Here is a 23,566-nt window from a genome sequence, read left to right on the forward strand (position 1 = left end):
GCCCCGCCATGCCCGCTGCCCGCCCCACCGCGCCGCCGAGCGCCCCGCCCGCCGCCCCGACCGGCGGCCGGCGCCGCCTGCGCCTGCTGGTCCCGCTCGTCCTGCTCGTCGTCTGGCTCGGCCTCGGCGGCGCGTTCGGCTCCTACGCGGGCCGGCTCGGCGAGGTCGCCACCAACGACCGCGCCGCCTTCCTGCCGCGCAGCGCCGAGTCCACCGAGGCGGCCCGCCTCGGCGAAGCGTTCCGGACCACCGACGCGATGCCGGTCGTCGTCGTCTGGGAGAGCCGCACCGGCCCCGTCGACGACACCCGCCGCGCCGCCGCCGAACGCGCCCTCCAGGCCGCCGCGGCCCTGCCCGGCGCCACCGGGAAGGTCTCGCCCGCCGTCCCCGCCGCGGACGGCCGCGCGCTGCAGGGCGTCGTCCAGCTGCGCGCCGACCTCGGCCGGGAGACCGGCGACACCGTCCGGGCCGTCCGCGACCTCGCCGCGCGGGTACCGGAGACCACCGTCGGCCTGGCCGGCCCGGCCGCGATCCTCGCCGACCTCGGCGGCGCCTTCGCGGGCATCGACGGACTGCTGCTCGGCGTGGCCCTCGGCGTCGTGCTGCTGATCCTGCTCGCCGTCTACCGCAGCGTGCTGCTGCCGCTGCTGGTCATCCTCGGCGCGGTCTTCGCCCTCGGCGTCGCCTGCGCCCTGGTCTACCTGCTCGCCGACCACGGCCTCGTCACCGTCGACGGCCAGATCCAGGGCCTGCTGTCGATCCTGGTCATCGGCGCCGCCACCGACTACGGCCTGCTGCTCTCCGCCCGCTTCCGCGAGGAACTCCACCTGCACGGCGACCGGTTCGCGGCCATGCGCACCGCCTGGCGCCAGTCCGTCGAACCGATCGCCGCCTCCGGCGCCACCGTCGCCCTCGGCCTGCTGGTCCTGCTGCTCTCCGACCTGACCAACAACCGGGCCCTCGGCCCCGTCGGCGCCATCGGCATCGGCTGCGCCGTGCTCTCCGCACTCACCTTCCTTCCCGCCGCACTGCTGCTGGCCGGCCGCGCCGCGTACTGGCCCGCCCGGCCCGCCGCCGACGGCCGGGCGCCGGTGCACGCCGTCTGGGGGAGGATCGCCGCGCTGGTCGCCCGCCGCCCGCGCGCCCTGTGGGCGGGCAGCCTGGCCGTGCTCGCCGCGCTGGCCGCCTTCGCCCCGGCGCTGGACGCGGGCGGCGTCCCGCAGAGCGAACTGTTCGTCAAGGCCCAGCCCTCGGCGGCCGGCCAGCGGCTGCTCTCCGCGCACTTCCCCGGCGGCAGCGGAAACCCCGCGGTGGTGATCGCCGCCGCCGACCGGGCCGGGGCCGTCGCCGTGGCCGCCGCCGTCCCCGGCGTGGCCGCCGTCCGCACCGTCACCGCCGGCGCCCCGGGGGGTCCGGGTGGCGCGGGCGGCGCGCCGTTGGTGGTGGACGGCCGGGTCCGCCTGGAGGCGACGCTCGCCGACCCGGCCGACAGCGACGCGGCGATCGCCACCGTGCAGCGCCTGCGGCAGGCCGTGCACGCCGTTCCCGGAGCGGACGCGCTGGTCGGCGGGTACACCGCCCAGCAGTACGACACCCGGGTCACCGCCGGGCGCGACCGCACGCTGATCACCCCCGTGGTGCTGCTCTGCGTCCTCGCCGTGCTGGTCCTGCTGCTGCGCTCGCTGCTGGCGCCCCTCCTGCTCGCCGCCACCGTCGCGCTCTCCTACCTGGCCACGCTCGGCGTGAGCGCGCTGGTCTTCCCGCACGTCTTCGGCTTCTCCGCCGTCGACCCGTCGGTGCCGCTCTACGGGTACGTCTTCCTGGTGGCACTCGGCGTCGACTACAACATCTTCCTGATGACCCGGGTGCGGGAGGAGGCGCTGCGCACCGGGACGAAGGAGGGGGTGCTGCGCGGGCTCACCGCCACCGGCGGGGTGATCACCTCGGCGGGTGTGGTGCTCGCCGCGACCTTCGCCGCGCTGGGCGTGATCCCGCTGGCCTTCCTCGCCCAGATCGCCTTCATCGTGGCCTTCGGCGTGCTGCTGGACACCCTGCTGGTGCGCTCGCTGCTGGTGCCGGCGCTGGTCCGGGACCTCGGCGACCGGGTCTGGTGGCCGGCCCGGACCGGGCGGACGGCCGCGCGCCCGGCGGCGCAGGAGCCGACGGCGGAGCGTGTCTGACGGCGAGGTGCGTCCGACGGCGAGGTGTGACCGACGGTGCGGGGCGTCCGACGGCCGGCCCACCGGGGCGTGGGACCGAGCCCTCCGCCCCGGCGCGCGTCCGACAGCGCGCGCCGGGGCGGCACCGTTAGGCTGAACGGGTTGTCATCCCCGTACGCCCGGTACCCCCGTACCACCTCGTACCCGACCGGAAGAAGCGGCCTTGCCCGAGCAGGAGGAGAAGGACCCGGGCACGGCCCCGCCGACCGGCGGGCCCTCCGGCGGGCCGACGGACGGGTCGTTCGGCGGGCCGTCCACCGGGGCGTCCGCTGCGCCGTCCGGGGTGTCCGCCCCGCCGTCCGCGCCGCCGACGGGTGGACACCCGTCGTCCGACGCCCCGGCGCTCGGCCGGCTGCTCCAGGACCTCGCCTCCGAGATGCACCTGCTCGGCCACGGCTTCGCCGCCGCCAGCGGCCTGCACACCACCGACGTCCAGGCGCTGCTGGCGGTCATGCGGGCCGCGCCCGGCCCGGCCGGCGACCCCGGCGGGATCACCCCGGGGCGGCTCGGCGAGGAGCTGGGCCTCAGCTCCGGGGCCGTCACCGCCGTGCTGGACCGGCTGGAGCGGGTCGGCCACGTCCGCCGGACCAGGGACGCCGCCGACCGCCGTCTCGTGGTGGTGCACTACCTGCCGGGCGCGGGGCGGATGGCGGCCGAGTGGTTCGCGCCGGTCGCGCGTCGCACGGAGGCGGTCCGCGGGGAGTTCACCCCGGCCGAGCTGGCCGCCGTGGCGCGCTTCCTCGGGCGGATCACCGGCGAGCTGGAGGACCTCCGGCACTCGCGCTGAGCGCCGCAGGCGGCCGGCCCGGCTCGGCCCGGCCGCCCGATGGTGGGCGGTCCGCCGGTCGAACCCTCGGCGCCCCCGGCCTTCCGCGGCCTGCACCCGCCGGGTCGGGCTCAGCGCTGCGGGGCGATGCGGCCGCCGCCGTCCAGGACGGCTTCCACGGTGACGGAGCTCCGGCCCGGGCGCTCGACGGCCACGGTGCGGTCCGGTGCCGGCCGGTCGGCGGCCCAGTCCGGGCCCTTGACGGCGATCCGGGTGGTCCGGCGGCTTCCGGCGGCCAGCAGGTACTCGGTGCCCTGCGGGGAGCGCCACCACGTCCAGCCGACGGTGTCCTGCTCGAACCGGCTGCACGCCCGGCCCGGTCCACCGCCGGTCCGCTGCGCGGTCCGGGCCCCGGGCAGCAGGACGGCCGTCGCGGAGCTGCCCTCGCCGTCCCAGCGGTCGGCGCGCAGGCAGACCCACGCGGCGGCCCCCGCGTTCTGCGGCAGCTGCTGGACCGCGAACGTCCACAGGTTGAGCTGCCGGACGCCGGGCGTGCCGTCCGGTACGGCGCACCCCGCGCGGGCCCACGCCTGGAGCGCGTCCGCACCGACCGCCTCGCGCGGTGCCCCGGCGGGCTGAGTGCGGTCCGGTGGCGGTGTGTAGGTGAGATGGGCGGGAAGGAGGCCGCCGACGTCGGCGAGGAGGAAGGCGTGCTTCTCGGCGATCACCGGGGAGGACCGCAGTTGGAGCACCGTGGCGCCCTGACAGGTGGCGGGCGCCGCCGCGGCGGTCCGGGGGGACGGGGCTCCGGGCGCTGCGGGTGCCGCGGGTGCCGTGGGCGTCGCGGGCGTCGGGGTCGAGGCCGGGGGAACGGCCGCAGGGGCGCCAGGTGCGGGCAGCGCGGCCGTCACGCCGTTCGGCCGGTCGACCGGGCGGGCGGGGGCGTCGGGCTGGTCGAGCCTGCGGCTCTCGGCGGCCTCCACCCAGGGCGCGAGCAGGTAGCGGGCGGTGCTCCCCTGGCGGCGCAGCACCACCGCTGCCGTGGTGACCGAGGAGCCGTCCGCCCGCGCGAGGTCCAGCCCGCCGCCGCGGCCGTCGGTCCACCGGGCGATCCGCAGGCCGTCGAAGAACACCACCACGGCGGTGCCGTCGACGGTCCCGGCGAACAGCAGCTGTGGCGGGCCGGCCGGCGGTGCGGCGGCCGTGCCCGGTTCGGTCCGGCGCTGCGGTCCGGTCCGGGCCCACGCGGTGAGCGCCCGGCCGAGCAGCGCGGTGTCGGCGAGGCGGTCGCCCCGGGCCGGCCAGACCGAGAGGTCGACCCGGGCGGTTCGCTGCCAGCGGTCCGCCGCCACCCGGACCAGCCGGGCCGGGTCGGCCGCCGAGGCCGCCGCCCCGCCCGCCACTCCGTCCGGCGAGTCGCCTGCGGAGTCGCCCGCGGAGTCGCCCGCCGGGGGGAGCGGCAGCGCGCGGCCGGTCGGCGGGAGGTCGTCGGCCGGGGCGCCGGTCAGGACGGTCGCTGTGGTGGTGAGCGCGAGCACGGCGACGGCGAGCGCGGCGCCCAGCGCCCGGCGGCGCCGGAGGAGGTCGGTGGGCTGCACGCGGACCGCGCACGGGTCGAAGGCGGCCGGACCGGGCGCGGTGCCGCCGGCGGCCGAGGCGGGGCCGTGCTCGGCGAGCAGCCGGGAGGCCCGGTCCACGGCCTCGTCGGGGTGGGCGACCCCGGCCTGTTGCAGCACCCCGGCCGCCCGGCCCGGGGGGACCCCCTCGACGGCGAGGAGCGCGAACGCGGCCCGGACGGGCGCATCGGCCTCGGCGAGCGCACGGTCGAGTGCCGCGTCCTCCTCGCCGCCGGTCGGGGTGAACAGCCGCAGGCCCCAGACCCGGGGCGCCAGCAGCCGCCCCGCCGGGCGCGGCCGGAGGGCGGCGCGCAGCACCCTCAGCCGGAGCGCGTCGTAGAGCGGGTCGCCGCCCCCGGTCGAGCGGCCGTCGGTCGAGCCGTCGTCGGTCGAGCCGTCGGCCGTCGGGTTGCCGTCGGTCGAGCGGCCCCCGGCCGGTCCGCCGTCGGCCGGGACGGATCCGGTGGGATCGGCTCCGGCGCGGCCGGTGCCGACCGGCGCGCTGCCGGTGGGGTCGCCCCCGGTCGGGCCCGCACCGGGGCGGGCCGCAGGCCGCGGGCGGCGGTACGGCAGGGCCTGCTGGACGGCGGAGTGCGCGGCGAGCACCCGGCTGTGTCGGTCCCGGTCGGCCGGCAGGGCGAGGTAGGCGAGCCGGACGAGCCGGCGGTAGTGGCGGACCAGCGCGGCCTCGGCCAGCGCCACCGTCCGTCCGCCTCCTTCCGGCCGTCCGCCGCCCTCGGTCCGGGCGGCCCCGTCCGGCCGCCCGGACCGGTCCGGCTGCGGGTGGTACCCGCCCGGGGGTGTGTGCCCGCCCCGCTGCGAGTTCCGGTCGGGCTGCCCGCCGAGGCCCCCGACCCGGCCCCTGACCTGGTCCCGGAGACGGTCCCCGGCCCGGTCCCCGCCCCGGTCGCGCCGCCCGGCCCGGTCCGCCGCAGTGGGTTCGTCCGGCCGGGCCGGTCCGCCGGCGTTCCGTCGCAGCAACGTGCCCTCCCGAGCCGTGAGATGGATGGTGGCGGAGGGTCCAACGAGTCGATCATGTGATGGTTGCGCCGATCGGGGGAGCCGTCCGTTCCGGTACGGCGCGGCCGACCCCGCCCCTGCCTCCGCCCGCGCGCTGTCCCCGCCCTGCCTCCGCACGTGTCCTCGTCCCCGCCGTCAGGGCCGGGGACGAGGTCCGGCCCGGACGCTCACCCGCCGTGGCCCGGCGAGCCCTCCGCCCGCGCCCGCTCGGTGATCCGGCGCGCCATGCCGCCGAAGACCACGGCGTGGAACGGCGCCACCGACCACCAGTACGCGTGCCCGGCCAGCCCGTGCGGGTGGAACAGCGCCCGCTGCCGGTAGCGGCTGCCCTCCCCGTCGGGGCCGACCGACAGCTCCAGCCAGGCGAGCCCGGGCAGCCGCATCTCGGCGCGCAGCCGCAGCAGCCGGCCCGGGACGAGCTCCTCGACCCGCCAGAAGTCCAGCGAGTCGCCGACGCGCAGCCGGTGCGGGTCCCGCCGGCCGCGCCGCAGGCCGACCCCGCCGACCAGCCGGTCCAGCCAGCCGCGCAGCGCCCAGCCGAGCGGGAAGGAGTACCAGCCGTTCTCGCCGCCGATCCCCTCCACCACCCGCCAGAGCGCGGCCGGCCCGGCGTCCACCCGGAGCTCCCGGACGTCCTCGTAGAGGCTTCCGCCCGCCCAGTCGGGGTCGGTGGGCAGCGGGTCGCTGGGTGCCCCGGGCAGGGAGGCGGAGGACCAGCGGGTGGCGACCTCCGCGTCCTGAATCCGCCGCAGCGCCAGGCGGACCGCTTCGTCGAACCCGGTGGCGCCGCCGGGCGGGTCCGGCAGGTACCGGGCGAGGTCGTGCTCCGCGCAGACCACCTCGTGGCGCAGCGACTCGACCAGCGGGCGGGCGATCCGGTTCGGCACCGGCGTGACCAGGCCGACCCAGTGGCTGGAGAGGCGGGGCGTCAGCACCGGCACGGCGACGATCAGCCGCCGGGGCAGCCCGGCGACGGCGGCGTAGCGCTCCATCATCCGGCGGTAGGTCAGCACCTCCGGGCCGCCGATGTCGAAGGCCCGGTCGACCTCGGGCGGCAGCGAGGCGGCGCCGGTCAGCAGCCGCAGCACGTCCCGGACGGCGATCGGCTGGATCCGGGTGTCCACCCAGCTCGGGGTGACCATCACCGGCAGCCGTTCGGTGAGGTGCCGGAGCATCTCGAACGAGGCCGAACCGGAGCCGATGATCACGGCGGCCCGCAGCTCGGCGGTCGGGACGCCGCTCTCCCGCAGCACCCGGCCGACCTCGGCGCGCGAGCGCAGGTGCGGCGAGAGCCGGTCGGGCGCCACCCCCGCCGGGACGAGCCCGCCCAGGTAGACGATCCGCCGCACGCCGGCCCGGCGGGCCGCCTGTCCGAAGGAGCGGGCGGCGTCCCGGTCGGTGGCCTCGAAGCCGGGGCCGGTGCCCAGCGAGTGCACCAGGTAGTACGCGACGTCGACGCCCTCGAAGGCACCCGCCAGGCTCTCCGGCCGGGTGACGTCACCGGCGACGGCCTCGACCCGGCTCCGCCAGGGGTGGTCCCGCAGCCGGCCCGGATCGCGGGCCAGGCAGCGGACGGTGTGGCCGGCGGCGAGCAGCTCCGGCACGAGGCGGCCGCCGATGTAGCCGGTCGCGCCGGTGACCAGGCAGCGCGCGCCCGGCCCGGCGCGTCCGGCACGGCTCCCGGCGTTGTTGCCGCCGGTGCCGGTGCCGGTGCCGGTGCCGTCGCCGCTGTCGTTGCCGCTGTCGTCGGTGTCCGGCTCGTCAGGGGTCTCGTGGTCGGGGTTCACGGTGGCTCCGGGGAGGTGGGGGCAGGGGTCAGAAGGCGTACCTGACGCGCAACCAGGGCGCGTGCCGCCCGATGAGCGTGGACAGCTCGCCGAGCGCGGCGGCCTTGGCCCCGAGGCGGTAGCGGACGTTCAGGTCGCCGTTCTGTGACCGCTTGGGTTCCTGGAGGGCGGGCCGCCAGAGCACCTCCTCGGCCCGGGGGTGCCAGCCGAGGTTGACCTCGTGGAGGGCGCGGTTGTGGGTCAGCATGATGATCTCCGCCGCCGCCTGCGCCTTGACCGCCGCGGGCAGGGTGTCGTCCATCCGGCGCAGCAGCTCGGCCCAGTCGGCCTGCCAGCCGGCGCGCAGCACGACGGGTGAGAGGTTGAAGTGCACCTCGTAGCCGGCCGCCAGGAAGTCGCCCGCGGCCGCGATCCGGTCCGGGACGGGCGCGGCGCGGACGTCGAGCAGCCGCGCGTCGGCCGGGGGCGTCAGCGAGAAGCGGATCCGGGTCCGCCCGCGCGGATCCAGGCCGAGCAGCGCGGGGTTGACCCATTTGGTGGCGAACGAGGCCTTGGCGGTCGGCCAGTGCCGGAACGCGCGGACCAGGTCGGCGGTGTTCTCGCAGAGCAGGGCGTCCACCGCGCAGTCGTTGTTCTCCCCGATGTCGTAGACCCAGGCGGCGGGATCGCACTGGTTGGGCCCCGGCTTGCGACCCTGACGCCGGACGTGCCCGGCGAGGTACCCGACGATCCGGTCGATGTTGGTGAACAGCGTGACCGGGTTGGCGTACCCCTTGCGGCGGGGGACGTAGCAGTACGCGCAGGCCAGGGCGCACCCGTTTGCGGAGCTGGGGGCGATCCAGTCGGCCGAACGCCCGTTGGGCCGTGCGGTCAGGGACTTCTTCACCCCGAGCACCAGCACCTCGCGCTTGATCCGGGCCCACCGCTCGACGTTGCCGGCGTTGCCGTGCAGGTGCGGGATCCGCCAGTGCGAGTCCACCTCGATCACCCGCGCCTCCGGGAGCCGGGCCAGCACCGCGCGTCCCCGGGGGGAGGCGGCGGCCTCGGGCTCGGCGTAGACGTAGCGGATGTCGAACGGCCGGGGCGGCCGCGGTGGTCGTGGTGGTCGTGGCCCCGGCCCGGACGGGTTGGACGGCCCGGACGGCCGGGGCGGCCTGGCGGTGGGTGGCATGGCAGGACCTCCTGAGAGCGTGGCGCTGTCCGTTCTTCGTGGCCGCAGCCCCGGCGGACGGGTCGCACCCTGCCCCGGTCCGTTCCTGAGGGTCCGTCGATCCCTTCGGTCCGTTCCGTCCGGACCGTTCCTTGCAGGCCGTTCCCTTCGGTCCGTTCCCGTCGGCCCGTCGCCGCTCGGGTTCCGTCCGGCCGCCCGGTGGTGGCAGGCTGGGCCGCCCACGCATGCCCGCGCCCGCCCACGCCCGCCCGCAGGAGCCGGGCGCCAGGGCCGGGCCGGGGCCGGACACTCCGTCGGACAGCTCCGCCGGACAGCTCCGTCGTGCCGCACCGGAACCCGGGGCAATCCGCCGGGCGCGCGGCTCCGAAGACCCGGTGACCTGCCCGTACGACCACCCCGGCCGCCCCGCGCCGCCGGGTACTGGAGGAACGATGCCGACCAACCGCCCGCCGGGCGGCCAGCCCGCCCCCGTCTCCGCCCTGCGACCGGGGGCGGCCGCGTGAGCAGTGTCGTGTCCCTGCCGATGCCCGCGCGGCGCAGCCCGGACCTCGGGGAGCTGGTGGCCCGTACCGCCCTGGGCGACCAGGACGCCTTCTCGGCCCTCTACGACGCGGTGGCCGGCCCGGTACTGGGCCTGGTCCGCCGGGTGCTGCGGGACGCGGCGCAGTCGGAGGAGGTGGCCCAGGAGGTCCTGCTGGAGGTCTGGCGGACGGCCGCGCGCTACCGGCCCGAGCGCGGCGAGGTCATGACCTGGGTGCTGACGATGGCCCACCGGCGCGCCGTGGACCGGGTGCGGGCCGCCCAGGCGGCGGCCGACCGCGACCGGCGGGTCGCCGCCCGGTCGCACACGCCGGCCTTCGACGAGGTGGCGGAGCAGGTCGAGGGGCGCCTGGAGCGGGAACTGGTCCGGCGCTGCCTGCGCGCGCTCACCGAACTGCAGCGCGAGGCCGTCACGCTCGCCTACTACCGCGGCCTGTCGTACCGCGAGGTGGCCGACCTGCTGGCCGCCCCGCTCGGCACGGTGAAGACCCGGATGCGGGACGGCCTGATCCGGCTCCGCGACTGCCTGGGGGTGGCGTCATGACGACCGGGGCGGACCTCCACACGCTGACCGGCGCCTACGCGGCGCACGCACTGCCGGACCCGGAGCGCGACGCGTTCGAGGAACACCTCGCCCGCTGCGGGCCGTGCGCCCGGGAGGTCGACGAGTTCGCGGCCACCCTGGCCCGCCTCGGCGCGGCCGAGGCGGTGGCGCCCTCGCCGGCGCTCAAGGCGCGGGTGATGACCGGCATCGGGTCGGTCCGCCAGCTCCCGCCGCGCGGCCGGGCCGCCGCCGTGCGGTCCGGACGGGCCGCCGGGGTGCGCCGCCACTGGCCGAAGCTGGCGCTGGCGGCCTCGGTCGCGGTGGCCGCGGCGCTGGGAGGGACCGCCGTCCACCAGCACGAGGAGGCCCGGCAGGCCCGGGCGCGGGCGGACCGGCTGGTCGAACAGCAGGCCGTTCTCGGCACGCTGCTCACCGCGCCGGACGTCCGGACCGCCACCGCCACCGCGACGGCGGGGGCGGGCACGGCCACCGTGGTCTGGTCGGAGAGCCGGGGCCGGGCCGGCCTGCTGGCGGCGGCCATGCCCGCGCTGCCGCCCGGCCTGGCGTACGAGCTCTGGTTCGACGACGGGGGCACCATGCGGCCGGCCGGCCTGCTGCCCGCGGGCACCGGCGCGGTGCTGCTCGACGGGCCGATCGCTGGGGCGGCGGGTGTGGGCGTCACCGTCGAACCCGCCGGCGGCTCCCCGCACCCGACCGGCGCCCCGGTCGTGCTGCTCCCGTTCGCCTGACCGCCCCGTCCCCGTCGTTGCCCGCTGCCCACCGCCCACCGCCCGCCGCCGAGGCCCGCCCGGGACGTCCACGCCCCGTCGTACTGTGCGACGATCCCCGGATGGGGGAACCTGGAACTTCTCTGCGTGGACGCCTGCTGGTCGAGTCGCTGACCGTGCTGGCGGCTGACCCCGCGGATCAGCTCGCATGGGTGGACGCGCACGGTGTCCTGACCGATGAGGTCGCTCTGGACTTCGACCACGCCTTCCGCATGGTGGAGATCCTGGTCGAGGACGGTGACCTCGACCGTGAGGTCCTGCCTCACCTGCGAGCCATCGACGCGGTCTTCGCGGGGATGAGCGGCCGGGAGAACGCGGAACGGTGGAGCGGGGAAGCCCTGGCGGCCGATCCGGGGTGGATCGAAGCCCGGGAGCTGGCCCGGAGGGTCCTCGTCCGGACCTCGGGCGAATGGCGCCTGCCGATGCCGGAGATCCGCGTCGTGCGGTAGCGGGCGCGGATTCACGCGGGCCGAGCTGCTCCGATGGTCCGCGCGAGGCCCACGCCGATGCCGTCGGGCCGCCCTTGGAGGAGTCCGGCTACGGTCGGGTCGGCGTCGGCTGGGTCGGCGTCGGTCGGGTGCAGTCCTCGATGAAGCCCAGCAGGCGGGCGTTGACGAGTTCCGGGCGTTCGAGGTTCAGCCCGTGTCCGGCCTTGGGCACGATCTCCGCGCGGACTCCGGGGATCAGGGCGACCACCCGGTCTAGTACCCGGCGCGGTCGGAGCAGGGCGCTGCGGCTTCCGAGCAGGACGAGGGTCGGCAGCCGTACGGAGCTCAGTTCCACGTCCGTGAAGGGCCTGGCGGCGGGGCGGTTGCGCGGCCGGTAGGTCCGCATGCCGAGCATCAGCGGGGCGAGCATCTCCCGCGGCGAGCTGAGGGCCGGGTTGGCGAGCAGGCGTCCCAGGGCGGGCCGGAAGCGTCGGGGCGCGAGCATGCCGAGCAGGCCGCCGATCATGTGCGCGTAGAACCGTGCGGGCACCTTCTCGATGCCGCCCGGGTCGAGCGGGGCGATCGATGCGAGCCGCGCGGGTGCGTGGATCGCCTGGTTGAGGGCCAGCCAGCCGCCGTAGGAGACGCCGACCAGGTGGACCCGGTCCAGCCCGAGGCCGGCGAGCACCTCGTCCAGCCAGGCGGCGTTGTCCGCGGAGTCCTTCGCGACGACGCGCTGCACGCTGCGGCCGGGGTCGTCCAGGGTGCTGACGGCGTACACCGGGCGGTGCTCACCGAGGGCCGCGATCTGCGGGTACCAGTTGGACGGGTGGCCGGCGTGGCCGTGCAGCAGCACGACGGGCTCGCCGGTGGCCGGCCCGTAGCGGTGGACGTGGACGGTGCCGTGGCCGGTCTCGACGTCCAGTTCCTGGCGGGGGCTCGGCCACAGTTCCATGGCGCGGTCGTAGGCCTGGAGGAAGGCCTCGCGGGCCTCCTCGCTGACGAAGTGTCCGACGGCGGTCCTGGTCATGGGGTCCTCCTGGGATGGAAGCACGCTCACTTGATGGTATGTTTGTACCATAAAAGCTTTTGGAGGGAGCGCGATGCCGAAACTGGTGGATCACGAGGAGCGGCGGTCCCAGATCATCGATGCGCTGCTGCGGTCGGCCGCGACCGACGGGCTCCATGCCGTCACGATGCGCTCGGTCGCCGTCGAGGCCGGCATCTCGGTGCGGCTCGTGCAGTACTACTTCGACTCCAAGGAGAAGCTGCTCCTCGCCACGCTGACCCGGCTGGCGACCCGGATGGGCGAGCGGGTCCGGGCGAGGGTGCGGTCGGTCGGCGCGTCACCGCGGCCGCGCGACGTCATCGAAGCCGTCCTGGTCGAGGCCGTCCCCACCGACGACGAGAGCAGGACGTTCCACCTCGTCTACACCGAGTACGCGGTGCTCGCCGTCACCGACCCCGTGCTCGCCGGCCAGCCGTTCCTCTCGGCGCCCTCGGAGATGGAGGAGTTCCTGGTCGGCCGGCTGGACGCGGCCCGGGCGGCCGGGGAGGCCGACCCGCGGCTGGATACGCGGCACGAAGCCGTCGTCCTCCTGGCGATGTCCTCCGGCCTCGGGCTCAGCGTCCTGCTCGGCCAGCGCACGGCGGACGACGCGACCGCCGTCCTGCAGTACCACCTCGGCCGCCTGTTCCCCGCCGGGTAGCAGGACCGGCGTGGGTTCCGTCGGCCCCGACGAGCCGGTCGGGACGTCGGCCCCGACGATCCGGTCGGGCCCCGTCGGGGCCGACGGAACCCGTGCGGCGGGGAGGCCGGCCGGGCGGCGCCCCAGGTCGGGGGCGTTCGGAGCGCGTTCGGCGGCAGGGTCATTGGTCCCGGCTTTTCAGCCCCTTGGCCCCTGGCGGTTCGCCCGGCCGGGGGCGATGCTCCAGGTGTACCGGTCGGACGTCCAGGTGTCCGGTCGAACGACGCCCGCGGACGAGGTGAACCGGCGTGCGCCACGCCAACGTCGAATCAGTGATGACCAGCCCCGTGATCCGGATCGCCCCCGAGACCGGCTTCCGGGAGATCGTCGCGCTGCTGACCGAGTACGACATCACCGGCGTGCCGGTGGTGGACGCGGACGGCCGGCCGCTCGGCATCGTCTCCGAGGCGGACCTGCTGCTCACCCTGGCCGCACAGGACGACCCCGGCAGCCTGCTGCCACCGCCCGAACTCTCCCGCACCGGCCCCGGTGGCGCGGTGACCGCCGCCGATCTGATGACCGGCCCCGCCGTCTGCACCACCCCCGACACCAGCGTGGTCGCGGCGGCCCGGCTGATGAGCCGGCACGGGGTGAAGCGCCTTCCGGTGCTGGACGACGACGGCCGGGTCTTCGGCATGGTCAGCCGCGGCGATCTGCTCCGGGTGTTCCTGCGCGAGGACCGGGTGATCCGCCGCGAGATCGTCGAGGAGGTGCTGGGCGTGGTCGAGGGCGTGAGTCCGGCCGAGGTCGGCATCGAGGTGGACCAGGGCCGGGTGGTGCTCAGCGGCACCGTGCCGGAGTCCCATCTCATCCCGATCGTGCTGAACCTCTGCCGCTCGGTCGACGGCGTCGTGTCGGTCACCGACCGGCTGAGCGCCGAGACCTTCGGCGGCGAGTCGTCGGACGGCGCGCCCTCCGACGGTGACGCCACCTCCTCCTCCTCCTCCGCCGCCTCCTCCTCCGCCGCCGGTGGCCGCGGCACGTCGTCCGTCGGTCGGGGCGCGCGCGGCGGCGACGCGCGCGGCAGTGGTGCGCCCACGGCCGTCGGCTGACCCCACGCGCCCGCGCACTCCCTCCTCCCCGCCACGCCCGGCGGGCGATCGGTGTGGACCCGGAGCGTCCGGTTCGCATATTGCGCTGCGTGTCGGGTAAATCACCGTTCGTGTGCGGCGGTAGTGGGCCGCCGCGACGCCGGGGCACCGGGGAGGCAGCCGTGGCCGTCGTGTTCGACGCCGACTTCACATCGACCAGCCAGTGGATCGCGGGCCGCAGCAGCGCCTATCCCCGGATGGGCCCGACCAACCGGGGCGACCACAAGCTCGACTTCCTCAGCCGCCTCCACTGCCCCGGCGGGGTGTTCGCCGCCACCCGGCGGCACGGCGGCGACCTCTGGACGTGCAACCTGCTGACCACCGAGGGCAGTCCGGAGGGCTTCCAGGTCCGCACCGGCGACGTCCTCACCGCCCGGGTCACCCTGCCCGTCGAGCTGGGCGCCTGGCCCGCCATCTGGACGTGGCGGGAGGGCGGCAACGAGGTCGACGTCTTCGAGTACCACCCCGACCACCCGGACCTGCTGGAGATCTCCAACCACGTCCGGGGCGGCTACCGGTACTGGCACGGCGCCGCCGCCGGGATAGCCCCCGGCGCGACCTTCGACCTGCGGACCGTCTTCGGCGCGTACTCGGTGGACTGGTTCGTCGGCGACACGCTCATCCACGCCGACCGGCGCGGTGTCGGCCCGGACTGGCACGCCTATCTGATCGTCAACCTCTCGGTCTCGGACGGGACGTACCACGACCGGCCGCCGGTCTTCGGGCCCGACCGGCTCAGCTGGGTCTGCCACAGCCTGCGGGTCGAGCGCTGAGCGTCCTCGCCCGGGTGTCGCCCGGCGTCAGGACTCGGGCGGGAACATCGCGGTGATCAGACCGCGCGGGCCCGAGCGCTGGAACCAGACCACCCGGCGGTGCGGGCCGATGTACGCGGGGTGCGTGACGTACAGGTCGTCGCGCGGGGCCCGCTCGTTGCCGGGCGCGAGTGCGGCGTCGACCGCGTCGGCGGCGATGGCGCGCAGCAGTGCGTGGGCGGTCGGGGCGGCTGCGGCGGGCGCGATGGCGAGGGCGGTCAGCTCGAACCAGAGCGCGGTCGAGACGTAGCTGACGGGGGAGTGGCGCAGGGCCGGGTGCGGGTGCGGGTCCTGGTAGCGGAGCAGTACCCCGGCTGCGACCTGGCGCTCGCGGTCGTCGGCCGGCGGGTGGTGGTTCATGGGTTGAAACGCTACCCCGCCGGGGCCCGGCCGGCCCCGCCCCCGGGGGTTTCCGGGTCTCGGTGGGCGGCGGGTGGTGGGGCGGTGGACGGTGGACGGGTGGTGGGGCGGCGGGTGGTGGGTGGACGCCGGACGGGCCCGCCGCGTCCCCGTGCGGCGAGCCCGTCCCGGTCTCCGTGGTCCTGCGTCCCCGTGCCGGGGGTGCCTCGTGCTCCGGGTGCCCCCGGCCTCGGTACTCCTGGCCTCGGTGCTTCCGGTCTCGGCACTCCCGGCACTCCCGGTCTCGGTGCTCCCGCCGCGCCTGTCCGCCGGCGGGACCGCCCGACTACTCGACGACGAGCTCGACCGGGATGTTGCCCCGGGTGGCGCGGGAGTAGGGGCAGACCTCGTGCGCCTGCTTCACCAGCAGCTCGCCGGTCTCGCCCGCCAGCGACTCGGGCAGCTCGACCCGGAGCACCACGGAGAGGCCGAACCCGGCGCCGTCCTTGCCGATGGAGACCTCGGCGGTCACCGAGACCTCGCTGGTGTCGACCCGCGCCTGCCGGCCGACCAGGCCCAGTGCGCTGGCGAAGCAGGCCGCGTAACCGGCGGCGAACAGCTGCTCCGGGTTGGTGCCCTGGCCGCTGCCGCCGAGCGCGGGCGGCATCGCCAGGGCGAGGTCCAGCCGGCCGTCGGAGCTGACGGCGCGGCCCTCCCGGCCGTTCGCGGTGGCGGCTGCGGTGTAGAGCGCGTCCATGGTGCGTTCCCTTCCGTCCTGCTGTGGTCGGTGTCTCGGCGTCGTGTCGGCGGCCGTTCCGGGCCGCCTGCCGGAGACAAGTAGAGCACGCAATTAAGTTGCGCACAACTCAATGGCGCAGGAGGCATCGCTACCATGGACGCATGACCACGCTTCCCGACCGTCCGGACGCCGACCTGCTCCGCCTCGACCAGCAGATCTGCTTCTCGCTGAACGCGGCCTCCCGCGCCTTCGGCGGCGTCTACCGGGTGCTGCTCAAGGACCTCGGGCTCACCTATCCGCAGTACCTGGTCATGCTCGTCCTCTGGGAGCACGGCGAGCTGCCGGTCAAGCGGATCGGCGAGCACCTCCGCCTGGACTCCGGCACCCTCTCCCCGCTCCTCAAGCGGCTGGAGGCGGCCGGCCTGGTGCGGCGCGAGCGCAGCCCGGAGGACGAGCGCTCGGTCACCGTCAGCCTCACCGGGGACGGCGCGGCCCTGCGCGAGCAGGCCGGCCAGGTACCGCGCCGCCTCCTCGCCTCGACGGGCCTCCCGGTCGAGGACCTCGCCGCGCTCCGCGCCCTCCTCGACCGGGTCACCACCGCGCTCGACGCGGCCGTCCCCGACCTCGCCGAGGCCTGACCGGTGCCGAGGCTGACCGGCGCCGAGGCTGACCGGCTCCGGGGGCGGGGTCGGCTCCGGGGGTGGGGGCAGGGCCGGCCGTCCGCTCGCGGGCAGACGGGTGCGGTCCCCGGCCGGAGGGGGGTCGGCCGGGGACCGCGGTCGGTGGGGGCCCGTCAGGAGGCCGGCATGAGGACGGTGTCCACGATGTAGACCGTCGCGTTGGCGGTCTGCACGTCACCGCAGAGCACCTTGGCCGCGCCGTTGACGGTGAAGTCCGGGGCGGCGCCGGTCACCGTGACGTCGTGGGTCTCCAGGGTCTTGTGGCCGCCGGTCAGCGCGGTGGGCGACAGGCGCTGCGGGACGACGTGGTAGGTCAGGATCCTGGTGAGCTTCTCCTTGTCGGCGAGGACGGCGTCGAGGTCCTTCTTCGGAAGCTTGGCGAAGGCGTCGTTGGTCGGCGCGAACACGGTGATGTTCTTGGCCGAGTTGAGCGTGTCGACCAGGCCGGCCTGCTTCACCGCCGTGACCAGCGTGGACAGCAGCGGGTTGTTGGACGCAGCGGTCGCGACCGGGTCCTGCGCCATCCCGTCGAAGGAGCCGGCGCCGTCCTTCGGCACGGCGGAGCACGCGGCACCGAACGGCTGCCCGGCCGCCGTCTGCACGGCCGGGGAGCCGTTCGCCGGGGCCGGGCCGGTGGCAGACCCGGCGGCGGCCGTAGCGGGTGCGGCCGTCGCGGGTGCGGCGGAGCCTGCCGCGTCGGAGGCCTCGGTGCCGCCGCCGCTGCCGCACGCGGACAGGGCCGCGGCGAGGAGGCCGGTGGCGAGCAGGGCGGTGACGGGCTTGCGGCGCAGGATCGGGTTCATCGGGCGGACTTCCTGTGAGGTGCGTGCCGGCCGGTTGCCGGCGACGGTGAGGTGGTCCCGCAGGGGACCGGGGCGGGACGGTTCGGACGGTGGGGGGACGGGTGGGGCCGGGGTTCAGAGGACGGTGACGACCGTGCTGTGCCAGCCGGTCGCCCCCGAGGGGTGGGGCGGTCGGCGGGCCTCGTCCTGGACGGCGCCGGCGGCGTCGGTGGCGCGCACCTCCAGGCGGTGCGTGCCGGGCACGGCACCCGTCCAGCGCAGGCTCCACTGCCGCCACACGTCCGGACCGGCGTCGGCGGCGAGAGCGGCCCGGCGCCACGGCCCGCCGTCGACGCGGACCTCGACGGCGGCCACGCCCCGGTGGGTGGCCCAGGCGGTGCCGGCGACCGTGACGTCCCCGGCCGGGACCCGGGCGAACGCGGCGGGCGCGTCGATCCGGGAGGCGGTGCGCACCTCGCCCGTGCGGTCCCAGCCGCGCCGCACCCAGTACGGGTCGCGGGCGGCGAAGGTGGTGACCTCCAGGTCGACCAGCCACTTGGTGGCCGAGGTGTAGCCGTAGAAGCCCGGGACCACCGTCCGGCAGGGGAAGCCGTGCTCGACGGGCAGCGGCCCGCCGTCCATCGCGACCGCGAGCAGTGCGGTTCGGCCGTCCAGCACCGACTCCAGCGGGGTGCCGATGGTCATGCCGTCCTTCGAGCTGCCGAGCAGCTGGTCCGCCCCCGCGCGCACGCCGGCCCGGCGGAGCAGGGCGGGCAGTGAGGCGCCGAGCCAGCGGGTGGTGCCGACGTACGGGCCGCCCACCTCGTTGGAGACGCAGGAGAGGGTGTGGTCGAACTCCTCCAGGGGCAGTGCGAGGAGGTCGTCGAAGCCGAGCACCAGCGGGCGGTCGACGAGCCCGTGGATGCGCAGCGCCCAGTCGCGCGGGTCGATGCGGGGCAGCACCAGCGCGGTGTCGACGCGGTAGAAGTCGGCGGGCCCCGTCCGGAAGGCCGGCAGTCCGGGCAGCCGGAGGTCGGCGCCGGCCGGGAGCGGCGGCGCGGGTCGGGCCGGGGCCGGGAGCCGGACCGCGCGGCGGGCGGTGGTGACGTCGTTGCGGCGGTCGGACAGCACCCGGGCCCCGGCCGCCAGGCCGGCGGAGGCGGCGATCACGGCACCGGCGGCGATCACGGTGCGGCGTGCGGGAGGCACCGTGCCGTGTCCGGCGGCCGGGGCTGCGCCGACGCGGTGTGCCGGCTCGGACCGCGTGCCGGGTGCTGCGTCGTCCGGCGTGTTGCGTTGCGCTTCGTGTGCCTGGTCGGGCCCCTCGTCCGGGTTGCCGGACCTTCCTCCGGCTCCTCCGCTGCTCCCTTCGCCGGTCCGTTCGTCGATCCGCCCCGCGCTGGTCCGGTCTGCGTCGGTCCGGCCTCTGCTGGTCCGCCCTCTGTCGGCCCGGCCCGCGTCGACCCGGTCCGCGTCGGCCCGGTCCGCCTCGGTCCGCGGGTGGGGGGCTCGGCGGGCGTGGTGGCGCCGCAGGAGTGCGGTGAGCACGGCGGCGCCGACGAGCGCGGCGGCCGCCGACGGCCACGCGTCGGCGGGCCCGGCGTCCGGCCGGGCGAGTGCCGCCCACACCCCCAGGGCGCCGACGACGGCCGGCAGGAGGATGCCGACGGCGCGGCGGCGGGCCGCGACCGGACCGAGTGCGGCGGCGAGAACGCCCAACGCGGTGAGGATCCCGGCCAGCAGAACGGTCTTGTCGGCCGTGCCGAAGGACCGCACCGCCCACTCCTTGACCACCGTGGGAGCGAGGTCGATGGCGGTGGAGCCGATCGCCGGCACCGGTGCCGCTGCAGGCCGGCCGAACGCGGCCACGGCCTCCCCGGCCCCGACGGCGGCCGCCGCAGCCGCGAGGCCGCAGAGCACCGGAGCCAACACCCGGAGGGCGCCGGCCGTGCTTCGGCCCGCCCGGTCGGTCGGGCCGACCCGACCTGCCCGGTCGGCCCGGTCGGCCCGGTCGGCCCGGGTGTCGTCGCGGTGCGCCTCGCCGCTCGCTGCGCGGTCCGGATCCGTCCGGCGGGTCCGGCGGGTGCTCGTCCTGTTGCTCACACGGCGCATTCGGCCCAGTGGCTCCGGCGGATGGGTGAGGTCGTCACAGTCACTCGATCGGGTGAGTCGAGGGCTTCGGCCGCCGTGATTCGTCCGCCTCGGCCGGGGTGTCGACCGGGATTCCGCTTCCGCTGCGGCTTCGGCTCGGGCATAATAAACGCACGTTCATTTATTAATGGAGGTGGTGGTCGATGGCCGGTCGTCCGAGAGGCGTCGAGGACGCGGTGATCCTGCGTGCGGCGGTGGAGGTGATGGGGCGGGTCGGTCCGGCCGGGCTGACCCTGGCGGCCGTCGCGGGCGAGGTCGGGCTGGTGCCCGCCACCCTCGTCCAGCGGTTCGGGTCCAAGCGCGGTCTGCTGGTCGCGTTGGCCGAGCTGTCCGTCCGGGAGGCGGAGGCGCGCTACGGCGAGGTCCGGGCGGAGCACGCCTCGCCGCTGGCGGCCCTGACGGCACTGGTCGTGGACTCGACGGCCGACATGGTGACGCCGGACGGCTTCGCCAACCACCTGGCGTTCCTCTGCGCGGACCTGACCGACCCGACGCTCCGCGAGCACGCCCTGGCCGTCCACCGCAAGCAGCGGGAGGCGCTGGAGAAGCTCCTGGCGGAGGCCGTGGCCGCGGGCGAACTCGGCCCCGGGGCGGACCCGGCGGGGCTGGCCCGGTCCGTCCAGGCGATCGTGGCCGGCGCCGGACTGGCCTGGGCCCTGGATCGTGAGGGCACCCTGCCCCAGCGGATCGAACGAGAGATCGACACCCTGCTGTCGCCCCGCACACCGTCGTGGAGCGGCACCGAGACGGAGGAAGCATGACGCAGGACAGGCAGGACAGGCAGGACAGGCAGGACGGCTCGGACGGCCGGGACCGGCGGGGCGGGCAGGACGGCCGGGACGAGCGGCCCCTCACGGGAAGGGTCGCGCTGGTCGCGGGCGGCACCCGGGGCGGCGGGCGGGGGATCGCCGTCGAACTGGGAGCCGCCGGCGCCACGGTCTACGTCACGGGGCGCAGCAGCTCGGCGGGGCGGTCCGAGCTGGACCGCCCGGAGACGATCGAGGAGACCGCCCGCAGGGTCACCGAGGCGGGCGGCCTCGGGGTCCCGGTCCGCGTCGACCACAGCCGCCCCGAGGAGGTCCGGGCCCTGGTCGACCGGATCGCCGCCGAGCAGGACGGCCGGCTCGACCTGCTCGTCAACTCCGTCTGGGGCGGCGACCCGCTGACCGACTGGCAGCACCCGCTGTGGGAGCAGGACCTGGACACCGGGCTGCGGCTGGTCCGGCAGGCGGTGGAGACCCACGTCATCACCAGCCGGTACGCGCTCCCGCTGATGGTCGCGCGCGGCAGCGGCCTCGTCGTGGAGGTCACCGACGGCAACACCGCCCGCTATCGCGGCTCGTTCTTCTACGACCTCGCCAAGTCGTCCGTGATCCGGCTCGCCGTCGCCCAGGCCGCCGAACTGAAGCCGCACGGGGTCGCCGCAGTCGCCCTCACCCCCGGCTTCCTGCGCTCCGAGGCGATGCTGGACCTCTTCGGCGTCACCGAGGGGAACTGGCGCGACGGGGCGGCCACGGACCCGAACTTCGCCCACTCCGAGACCCCCGCCTACCTGGGCCGCGCCGTCGCCGCACTGGCCGCCGACCCGGACGTCATGGCCAAGACCGGCCGCGCGCTGGCCACTTGGGGGCTCTACCAGGAGTACGGGTTCACCGACGCCGACGGGACCCAGCCGGACTTCGCCGCCCACTGGGCCGTCGCGCTGGAGGCGGAGCACGGCCCGCTCGGCGAGCCCCTCTAGCGGACGAGTACGCCCGGGGCCGGAGCGCCGGAGCGCAGGGCGCCCGGGGACTCGGCCCCGGCGCCCCGGACCTCCGGCGCCCTGCCGGCGGGGGTGGGAAACCCGCTGCTCCGCCCGCTCGCTGCTCCGCCCGCTCGCTGCTCCGCCCGCCCGCTGCTCCGCCTGCCTGTTGTTCTGCCCGTCTCCTGTTCCAGCCGGCCGAATCGCGGGTCGGCCCGGCCGTCCGGCTCAGGTCACCGAGTGGCGGTCCGCTCGTTCACGCAGAGGATGTTTCCTTCGCTGTCCTTGAACCAGGCCGCGCGCATGCCGTCGGCCTCCGCCACGCCGTCGACCGTCTTCAGGCCCGGGAAGTCGTAGTCCTCGAACGTGACCCCGCGGCCGCGCAGCGTCGCCATCTCGGCGTCGAGGTCCGCGACCTTGAAGCTGGCCAGCGTGTGCGCGGCCTGCCCGGCGCTCGGGGTCTCGTAGAGGCCGAACTCCGTGCCACCGCACTCGAACGTGACGTCCTGCGGGCTTTCCTCGGTGAGCTTCAGGCCGAGGGTGTCGGTGTAGAAGCTCTTCGCCCGGGCCATGTCGGCAGCCGGGATGATGGCTATCAGCGGTGCGTTTCCAAGCATGTCCATCGCCTCCTACTACCACCAGGCTAGTTCGCCGACCCCCCACGTCCACCGGGGCGCCGTGCGGTGCTCCGGACCCGCCGGCCGGGAGGGTCGAGGCGGTTCCGGGAACACCCCCGCACCCGTCCGCCCGTCCGGCCGCACGCCCGACGGCGCGAGGCGCCCGGTCCCGCCGATCCGGCCGTGCCCCGCCGTTCCTCCTCGCCTCCTCGCGAACCCCGCCGCCGGGGACGGGGATCACCGCAGGCCGGAGGGCGGCCGGCCACCCCGGCCCCGGACCTCACCCGGCTCCCACCCCGGCCTCACTCCGGCCCGGGCTCTCCGGCCGCGACCGTCAGGCACCTGCCCCTCCGGCCCGACCCTCCCGCCCTGCTCGACCCTCTCGCCCGGTCCCGCCCCAGGCTGTGAGCGGGCGGCGACCGGTGGTCACGACGGGGCGAGGCGCCAGAGCGAGGTCACCTCGGCTGCGCGGGCGGCGCGGAGCGGGTCGACGGCCGCCCGGCCGCCGGTGCCCCCGCCCGCCCTGCCCGCCCCACCCGCCCCACCGACCAGGCCTTCCCTCGCGGTCTCGACGGCCCGGCGGTGACGCGGGCGGGTGTCGAGACGGCCGAGGACGCGCAGGCCCGCCGTGGCGAAGGCGGCGCGCAGATCGTCGCGGGAGCGCAGGCCGAGGTGCTCGGCGAGGTCGGAGAGGACCAGCCAGCCCTCGCCGCCGGGGGCGAGCCGGTCCGGCAGACCGTCGAGGAAGTCGTGCAGCATCCGGCCGTCGGCGTCGTAGACGCCCAGTTCGAGGTGCGACGTCGGTCGGGCGGGCAGCCAGGGCGGGTTGCAGACCACCAGACCGGCGCGTTCGCCGCCGGGCGGGTAGAGGCCGGTGCCGGCCGCCTGGACACGGTCGGCCAGTCCGAGCCGATCCGCGTTGTCGAGGGCGCAGACGAGCGCACGTGGGTTGGCGTCCGTGACGAGGACCCGGCCGATGCCGCGGCGGGCCAGGACGGCGGCCAGGACCCCGGTGCCGGTACCGAGGTCGAACGCCGCGGCATGGCCGGGCCCCTCGGCCCGGACGGCCGCAGGCAGCGGCGCACGGGCGACCAGGTCGACGTACTCGCCGCGAACGGGGGAGAAGACGCCGTAGTGCGGGTGGATGCGCGCGCCGAGCGCGGGCACCTCCACGCCCCGCTCGCGCCACTGCTGCGCGCCGATGACGCCGAGCAGCTCGCGCAGTGCGACGACCCGGGGCCCGTCCGGCGGGCCGTAGGCCTCCCGGCAGGCCCTGCGCACATCGGGAGCGCGCCGCAGGCGGAGCGAGTGCTCGGAGTCCAGCAGCACGAGGAGCGAGCCGACCGACCGGGCGGTCCGGGCACGCTCGCTCCGGTGGCGGTGGAAGGCCTCGGCCGGGCCGGCCGGAGCCGCAACGCCGGCCCCCTGCAGACGGGAGTCCTGGAGACGGGCCCCCTGGCGACCGGGCCCCTGGCGACCCGACCCCTGTTGACCGGGCCCGCCGGCTTCGGCCCGGCGTGTCAGCGCGGACAGCAGCTGGCGGGCACCGTGGTAGTCGCCCTGCCAGAGCAGAGCCGTACCGCCGGCGACCAGCCGGAAGGCGGCGTCGGCCCGCATCCGGTCGTCGGCGACGACCAGCCGACGGGGCGGCGGCGCGCCGTTCTCGGCGTGCCAACGGCCGGGCAGGGCGGTGACGGTGGTGGCGATGGCGGTGTGTGCGTCGGTCCGGTGGATCTCGGGCACCGGTACTCCTCGTGGTCGAGCCTGCGGAGGGGCACGAAACGCACTTCGACGAGGAGGGGAGCGGCGGAAGGTCAGGACGGACGCGGCTCCCCGGCCGAAGTGCGGACCACGGAGTCGCCGAGGACCATGCCGGGTACCGCGCCGAGCGCCGCGCAGCCTGTCATGGGCAGCCCTTTCCTGGAGCAGGAGGGTCCCGCCGCGTCCGGGCGGAACGCCCCGACAGTGCCACGCCGTACGGCCGCTC

The 23,566-nt window shown here is 76.6% G+C and carries 21 protein-coding genes; 11 read left to right on the forward strand and 10 right to left on the reverse strand.

Annotation, left to right across the window (positions count from 1 at the left end; genetic code table 11):
* The first annotated feature begins 8 nt into the window (after positions 1-8).
* Positions 9-2,180, forward strand: a complete 2,172-nt coding sequence (locus tag AC067J_RS22615) for an MMPL family transporter (protein WP_478301872.1) — start codon at positions 9-11, stop codon at positions 2,178-2,180.
* Positions 2,181-2,382: 202 nt separating this feature from the next.
* The gene (locus AC067J_RS22620; RefSeq protein ID WP_478301874.1) at positions 2,383-3,006 is read left to right on the forward strand and encodes a MarR family winged helix-turn-helix transcriptional regulator; all 624 of its coding nucleotides are present in this window, start codon (positions 2,383-2,385) and stop codon (positions 3,004-3,006) included.
* A gap of 110 nt (positions 3,007-3,116) precedes the next feature.
* Here AC067J_RS22620 and AC067J_RS22625 read toward each other — a convergent pair whose 3' ends face one another.
* From AC067J_RS22625 to AC067J_RS22635, 3 genes are all read right to left on the reverse strand, one after another.
* The gene (locus AC067J_RS22625) at positions 3,117-5,303 is read right to left on the reverse strand and encodes a hypothetical protein (RefSeq protein ID WP_478301876.1); all 2,187 of its coding nucleotides are present in this window, start codon (positions 5,301-5,303) and stop codon (positions 3,117-3,119) included.
* A gap of 485 nt (positions 5,304-5,788) precedes the next feature.
* On the reverse strand, positions 5,789-7,264 hold the full coding sequence (locus AC067J_RS22630; RefSeq protein ID WP_478302182.1) for an SDR family oxidoreductase: 1,476 nt from the start codon (positions 7,262-7,264) through the stop codon (positions 5,789-5,791).
* Positions 7,265-7,436: 172 nt separating this feature from the next.
* Positions 7,437-8,579, reverse strand: coding sequence for a spore photoproduct lyase family protein (locus AC067J_RS22635; RefSeq protein ID WP_478301879.1), 1,143 nt, complete (start codon positions 8,577-8,579; stop codon positions 7,437-7,439).
* A gap of 523 nt (positions 8,580-9,102) precedes the next feature.
* On the opposite strand from AC067J_RS22635, the gene sigK reads away from it, so the two are divergent.
* From sigK to AC067J_RS22650, 3 genes are all read left to right on the forward strand, one after another.
* Complete coding sequence (gene sigK, locus AC067J_RS22640) at positions 9,103-9,663, forward strand: ECF RNA polymerase sigma factor SigK (RefSeq protein ID WP_478302183.1); 561 nt, start codon at positions 9,103-9,105, stop codon at positions 9,661-9,663.
* Positions 9,660-10,412: an anti-sigma factor gene (locus AC067J_RS22645; protein ID WP_478301881.1), complete on the forward strand. Its 753-nt coding sequence runs from the start codon at positions 9,660-9,662 to the stop codon at positions 10,410-10,412. Before sigK ends, AC067J_RS22645 begins: the two co-directional genes overlap by 4 nt.
* A gap of 101 nt (positions 10,413-10,513) precedes the next feature.
* Complete coding sequence (locus AC067J_RS22650; protein WP_478301883.1) at positions 10,514-10,900, forward strand: hypothetical protein; 387 nt, start codon at positions 10,514-10,516, stop codon at positions 10,898-10,900.
* 88 nt (positions 10,901-10,988) lie between these two features.
* Here AC067J_RS22650 and AC067J_RS22655 read toward each other — a convergent pair whose 3' ends face one another.
* Positions 10,989-11,909, reverse strand: a complete 921-nt coding sequence (locus AC067J_RS22655) for an alpha/beta fold hydrolase (protein WP_478301885.1) — start codon at positions 11,907-11,909, stop codon at positions 10,989-10,991.
* A gap of 73 nt (positions 11,910-11,982) precedes the next feature.
* Here AC067J_RS22655 and AC067J_RS22660 point away from each other — a divergent pair, with 73 nt between their 5' ends.
* The 3 genes from AC067J_RS22660 (at position 11,983) to AC067J_RS22670 (ending at position 14,491) form a co-directional block, all read left to right on the forward strand.
* Positions 11,983-12,588 carry a TetR/AcrR family transcriptional regulator gene (locus tag AC067J_RS22660; RefSeq protein ID WP_478301887.1) on the forward strand — a complete coding sequence of 202 codons (606 nt, stop codon included), beginning with the start codon at positions 11,983-11,985 and terminating at the stop codon, positions 12,586-12,588.
* Positions 12,589-12,902: 314 nt separating this feature from the next.
* The gene (locus AC067J_RS22665; protein ID WP_478301889.1) at positions 12,903-13,679 is read left to right on the forward strand and encodes a CBS domain-containing protein; all 777 of its coding nucleotides are present in this window, start codon (positions 12,903-12,905) and stop codon (positions 13,677-13,679) included.
* 161 nt (positions 13,680-13,840) lie between these two features.
* Entirely contained in the window at positions 13,841-14,491 is a 651-nt protein-coding gene (locus AC067J_RS22670; protein WP_478301891.1) for a LamG domain-containing protein, read from the forward strand.
* Positions 14,492-14,518: 27 nt separating this feature from the next.
* Here the strand turns inward: AC067J_RS22670 and AC067J_RS22675 are convergent, their stop codons facing one another.
* Together AC067J_RS22675 and AC067J_RS22680 are read right to left on the reverse strand one after the other, a co-directional pair.
* Complete coding sequence (locus AC067J_RS22675) at positions 14,519-14,890, reverse strand: hypothetical protein (protein ID WP_478301893.1); 372 nt, start codon at positions 14,888-14,890, stop codon at positions 14,519-14,521.
* 325 nt (positions 14,891-15,215) lie between these two features.
* Positions 15,216-15,626 carry an organic hydroperoxide resistance protein gene (locus AC067J_RS22680; RefSeq protein WP_478301895.1) on the reverse strand — a complete coding sequence of 137 codons (411 nt, stop codon included), beginning with the start codon at positions 15,624-15,626 and terminating at the stop codon, positions 15,216-15,218.
* Positions 15,627-15,769: 143 nt separating this feature from the next.
* Here AC067J_RS22680 and AC067J_RS22685 point away from each other — a divergent pair, with 143 nt between their 5' ends.
* Positions 15,770-16,246, forward strand: coding sequence for a MarR family winged helix-turn-helix transcriptional regulator (locus tag AC067J_RS22685; RefSeq protein ID WP_478301897.1), 477 nt, complete (start codon positions 15,770-15,772; stop codon positions 16,244-16,246).
* A 155-nt stretch (positions 16,247-16,401) separates the two neighbouring features.
* Here AC067J_RS22685 and AC067J_RS22690 read toward each other — a convergent pair whose 3' ends face one another.
* Positions 16,402-17,091 (reverse strand): fasciclin domain-containing protein, encoded by a 690-nt coding sequence (locus AC067J_RS22690; RefSeq protein WP_478301899.1) that lies wholly within the window; start codon positions 17,089-17,091, stop codon positions 16,402-16,404.
* A 114-nt stretch (positions 17,092-17,205) separates the two neighbouring features.
* Entirely contained in the window at positions 17,206-19,173 is a 1,968-nt protein-coding gene (locus tag AC067J_RS22695) for a molybdopterin-dependent oxidoreductase (protein WP_478301901.1), read from the reverse strand.
* 191 nt (positions 19,174-19,364) lie between these two features.
* Between AC067J_RS22695 and AC067J_RS22700 the strand changes: the two genes are divergently transcribed.
* Together AC067J_RS22700 and AC067J_RS22705 are read left to right on the forward strand one after the other, a co-directional pair.
* Positions 19,365-19,982: a TetR/AcrR family transcriptional regulator gene (locus tag AC067J_RS22700; protein ID WP_478301903.1), complete on the forward strand. Its 618-nt coding sequence runs from the start codon at positions 19,365-19,367 to the stop codon at positions 19,980-19,982.
* The gene (locus tag AC067J_RS22705) at positions 19,979-20,962 is read left to right on the forward strand and encodes an SDR family oxidoreductase (protein ID WP_478301905.1); all 984 of its coding nucleotides are present in this window, start codon (positions 19,979-19,981) and stop codon (positions 20,960-20,962) included. Before AC067J_RS22700 ends, AC067J_RS22705 begins: the two co-directional genes overlap by 4 nt.
* A gap of 233 nt (positions 20,963-21,195) precedes the next feature.
* Here the strand turns inward: AC067J_RS22705 and AC067J_RS22710 are convergent, their stop codons facing one another.
* Together AC067J_RS22710 and AC067J_RS22715 are read right to left on the reverse strand one after the other, a co-directional pair.
* The gene (locus AC067J_RS22710; protein ID WP_478301907.1) at positions 21,196-21,579 is read right to left on the reverse strand and encodes a VOC family protein; all 384 of its coding nucleotides are present in this window, start codon (positions 21,577-21,579) and stop codon (positions 21,196-21,198) included.
* 426 nt (positions 21,580-22,005) lie between these two features.
* The gene (locus AC067J_RS22715; protein ID WP_478302185.1) at positions 22,006-23,313 is read right to left on the reverse strand and encodes a methyltransferase; all 1,308 of its coding nucleotides are present in this window, start codon (positions 23,311-23,313) and stop codon (positions 22,006-22,008) included.
* Between the last annotated feature and the right edge of the window lie 253 nt (positions 23,314-23,566).

The organism is Kitasatospora sp. NPDC042419, from assembly GCF_056437345.1.

Excerpts from the sequence above, each read along its gene's own strand:
- AC067J_RS22690 (WP_478301899.1), bottom strand. The coding sequence starts at position 17,091 with ATGAACCCGATCCTGCGCCGCAAGCCCGTCACCGCCCTGCTCGCCACC.
- AC067J_RS22680 (WP_478301895.1), bottom strand. The coding sequence starts at position 15,626 with ATGGACGCGCTCTACACCGCAGCCGCCACCGCGAACGGCCGGGAGGGC.
- AC067J_RS22655 (WP_478301885.1), bottom strand. The coding sequence starts at position 11,909 with ATGACCAGGACCGCCGTCGGACACTTCGTCAGCGAGGAGGCCCGCGAG.
- AC067J_RS22685 (WP_478301897.1), top strand. The coding sequence starts at position 15,770 with ATGACCACGCTTCCCGACCGTCCGGACGCCGACCTGCTCCGCCTCGAC.
- AC067J_RS22675 (WP_478301893.1), bottom strand. The coding sequence starts at position 14,890 with ATGAACCACCACCCGCCGGCCGACGACCGCGAGCGCCAGGTCGCAGCC.
- AC067J_RS22705 (WP_478301905.1), top strand. The coding sequence starts at position 19,979 with ATGACGCAGGACAGGCAGGACAGGCAGGACAGGCAGGACGGCTCGGAC.
- AC067J_RS22665 (WP_478301889.1), top strand. The coding sequence starts at position 12,903 with ATGACCAGCCCCGTGATCCGGATCGCCCCCGAGACCGGCTTCCGGGAG.
- AC067J_RS22615 (WP_478301872.1), top strand. The coding sequence starts at position 9 with ATGCCCGCTGCCCGCCCCACCGCGCCGCCGAGCGCCCCGCCCGCCGCC.
- AC067J_RS22645 (WP_478301881.1), top strand. The coding sequence starts at position 9,660 with ATGACGACCGGGGCGGACCTCCACACGCTGACCGGCGCCTACGCGGCG.
- AC067J_RS22700 (WP_478301903.1), top strand. The coding sequence starts at position 19,365 with ATGGCCGGTCGTCCGAGAGGCGTCGAGGACGCGGTGATCCTGCGTGCG.
- AC067J_RS22635 (WP_478301879.1), bottom strand. The coding sequence starts at position 8,579 with ATGCCACCCACCGCCAGGCCGCCCCGGCCGTCCGGGCCGTCCAACCCG.
- AC067J_RS22660 (WP_478301887.1), top strand. The coding sequence starts at position 11,983 with ATGCCGAAACTGGTGGATCACGAGGAGCGGCGGTCCCAGATCATCGAT.
- AC067J_RS22650 (WP_478301883.1), top strand. The coding sequence starts at position 10,514 with ATGGGGGAACCTGGAACTTCTCTGCGTGGACGCCTGCTGGTCGAGTCG.
- sigK (WP_478302183.1), top strand. The coding sequence starts at position 9,103 with ATGCCCGCGCGGCGCAGCCCGGACCTCGGGGAGCTGGTGGCCCGTACC.
- AC067J_RS22710 (WP_478301907.1), bottom strand. The coding sequence starts at position 21,579 with ATGCTTGGAAACGCACCGCTGATAGCCATCATCCCGGCTGCCGACATG.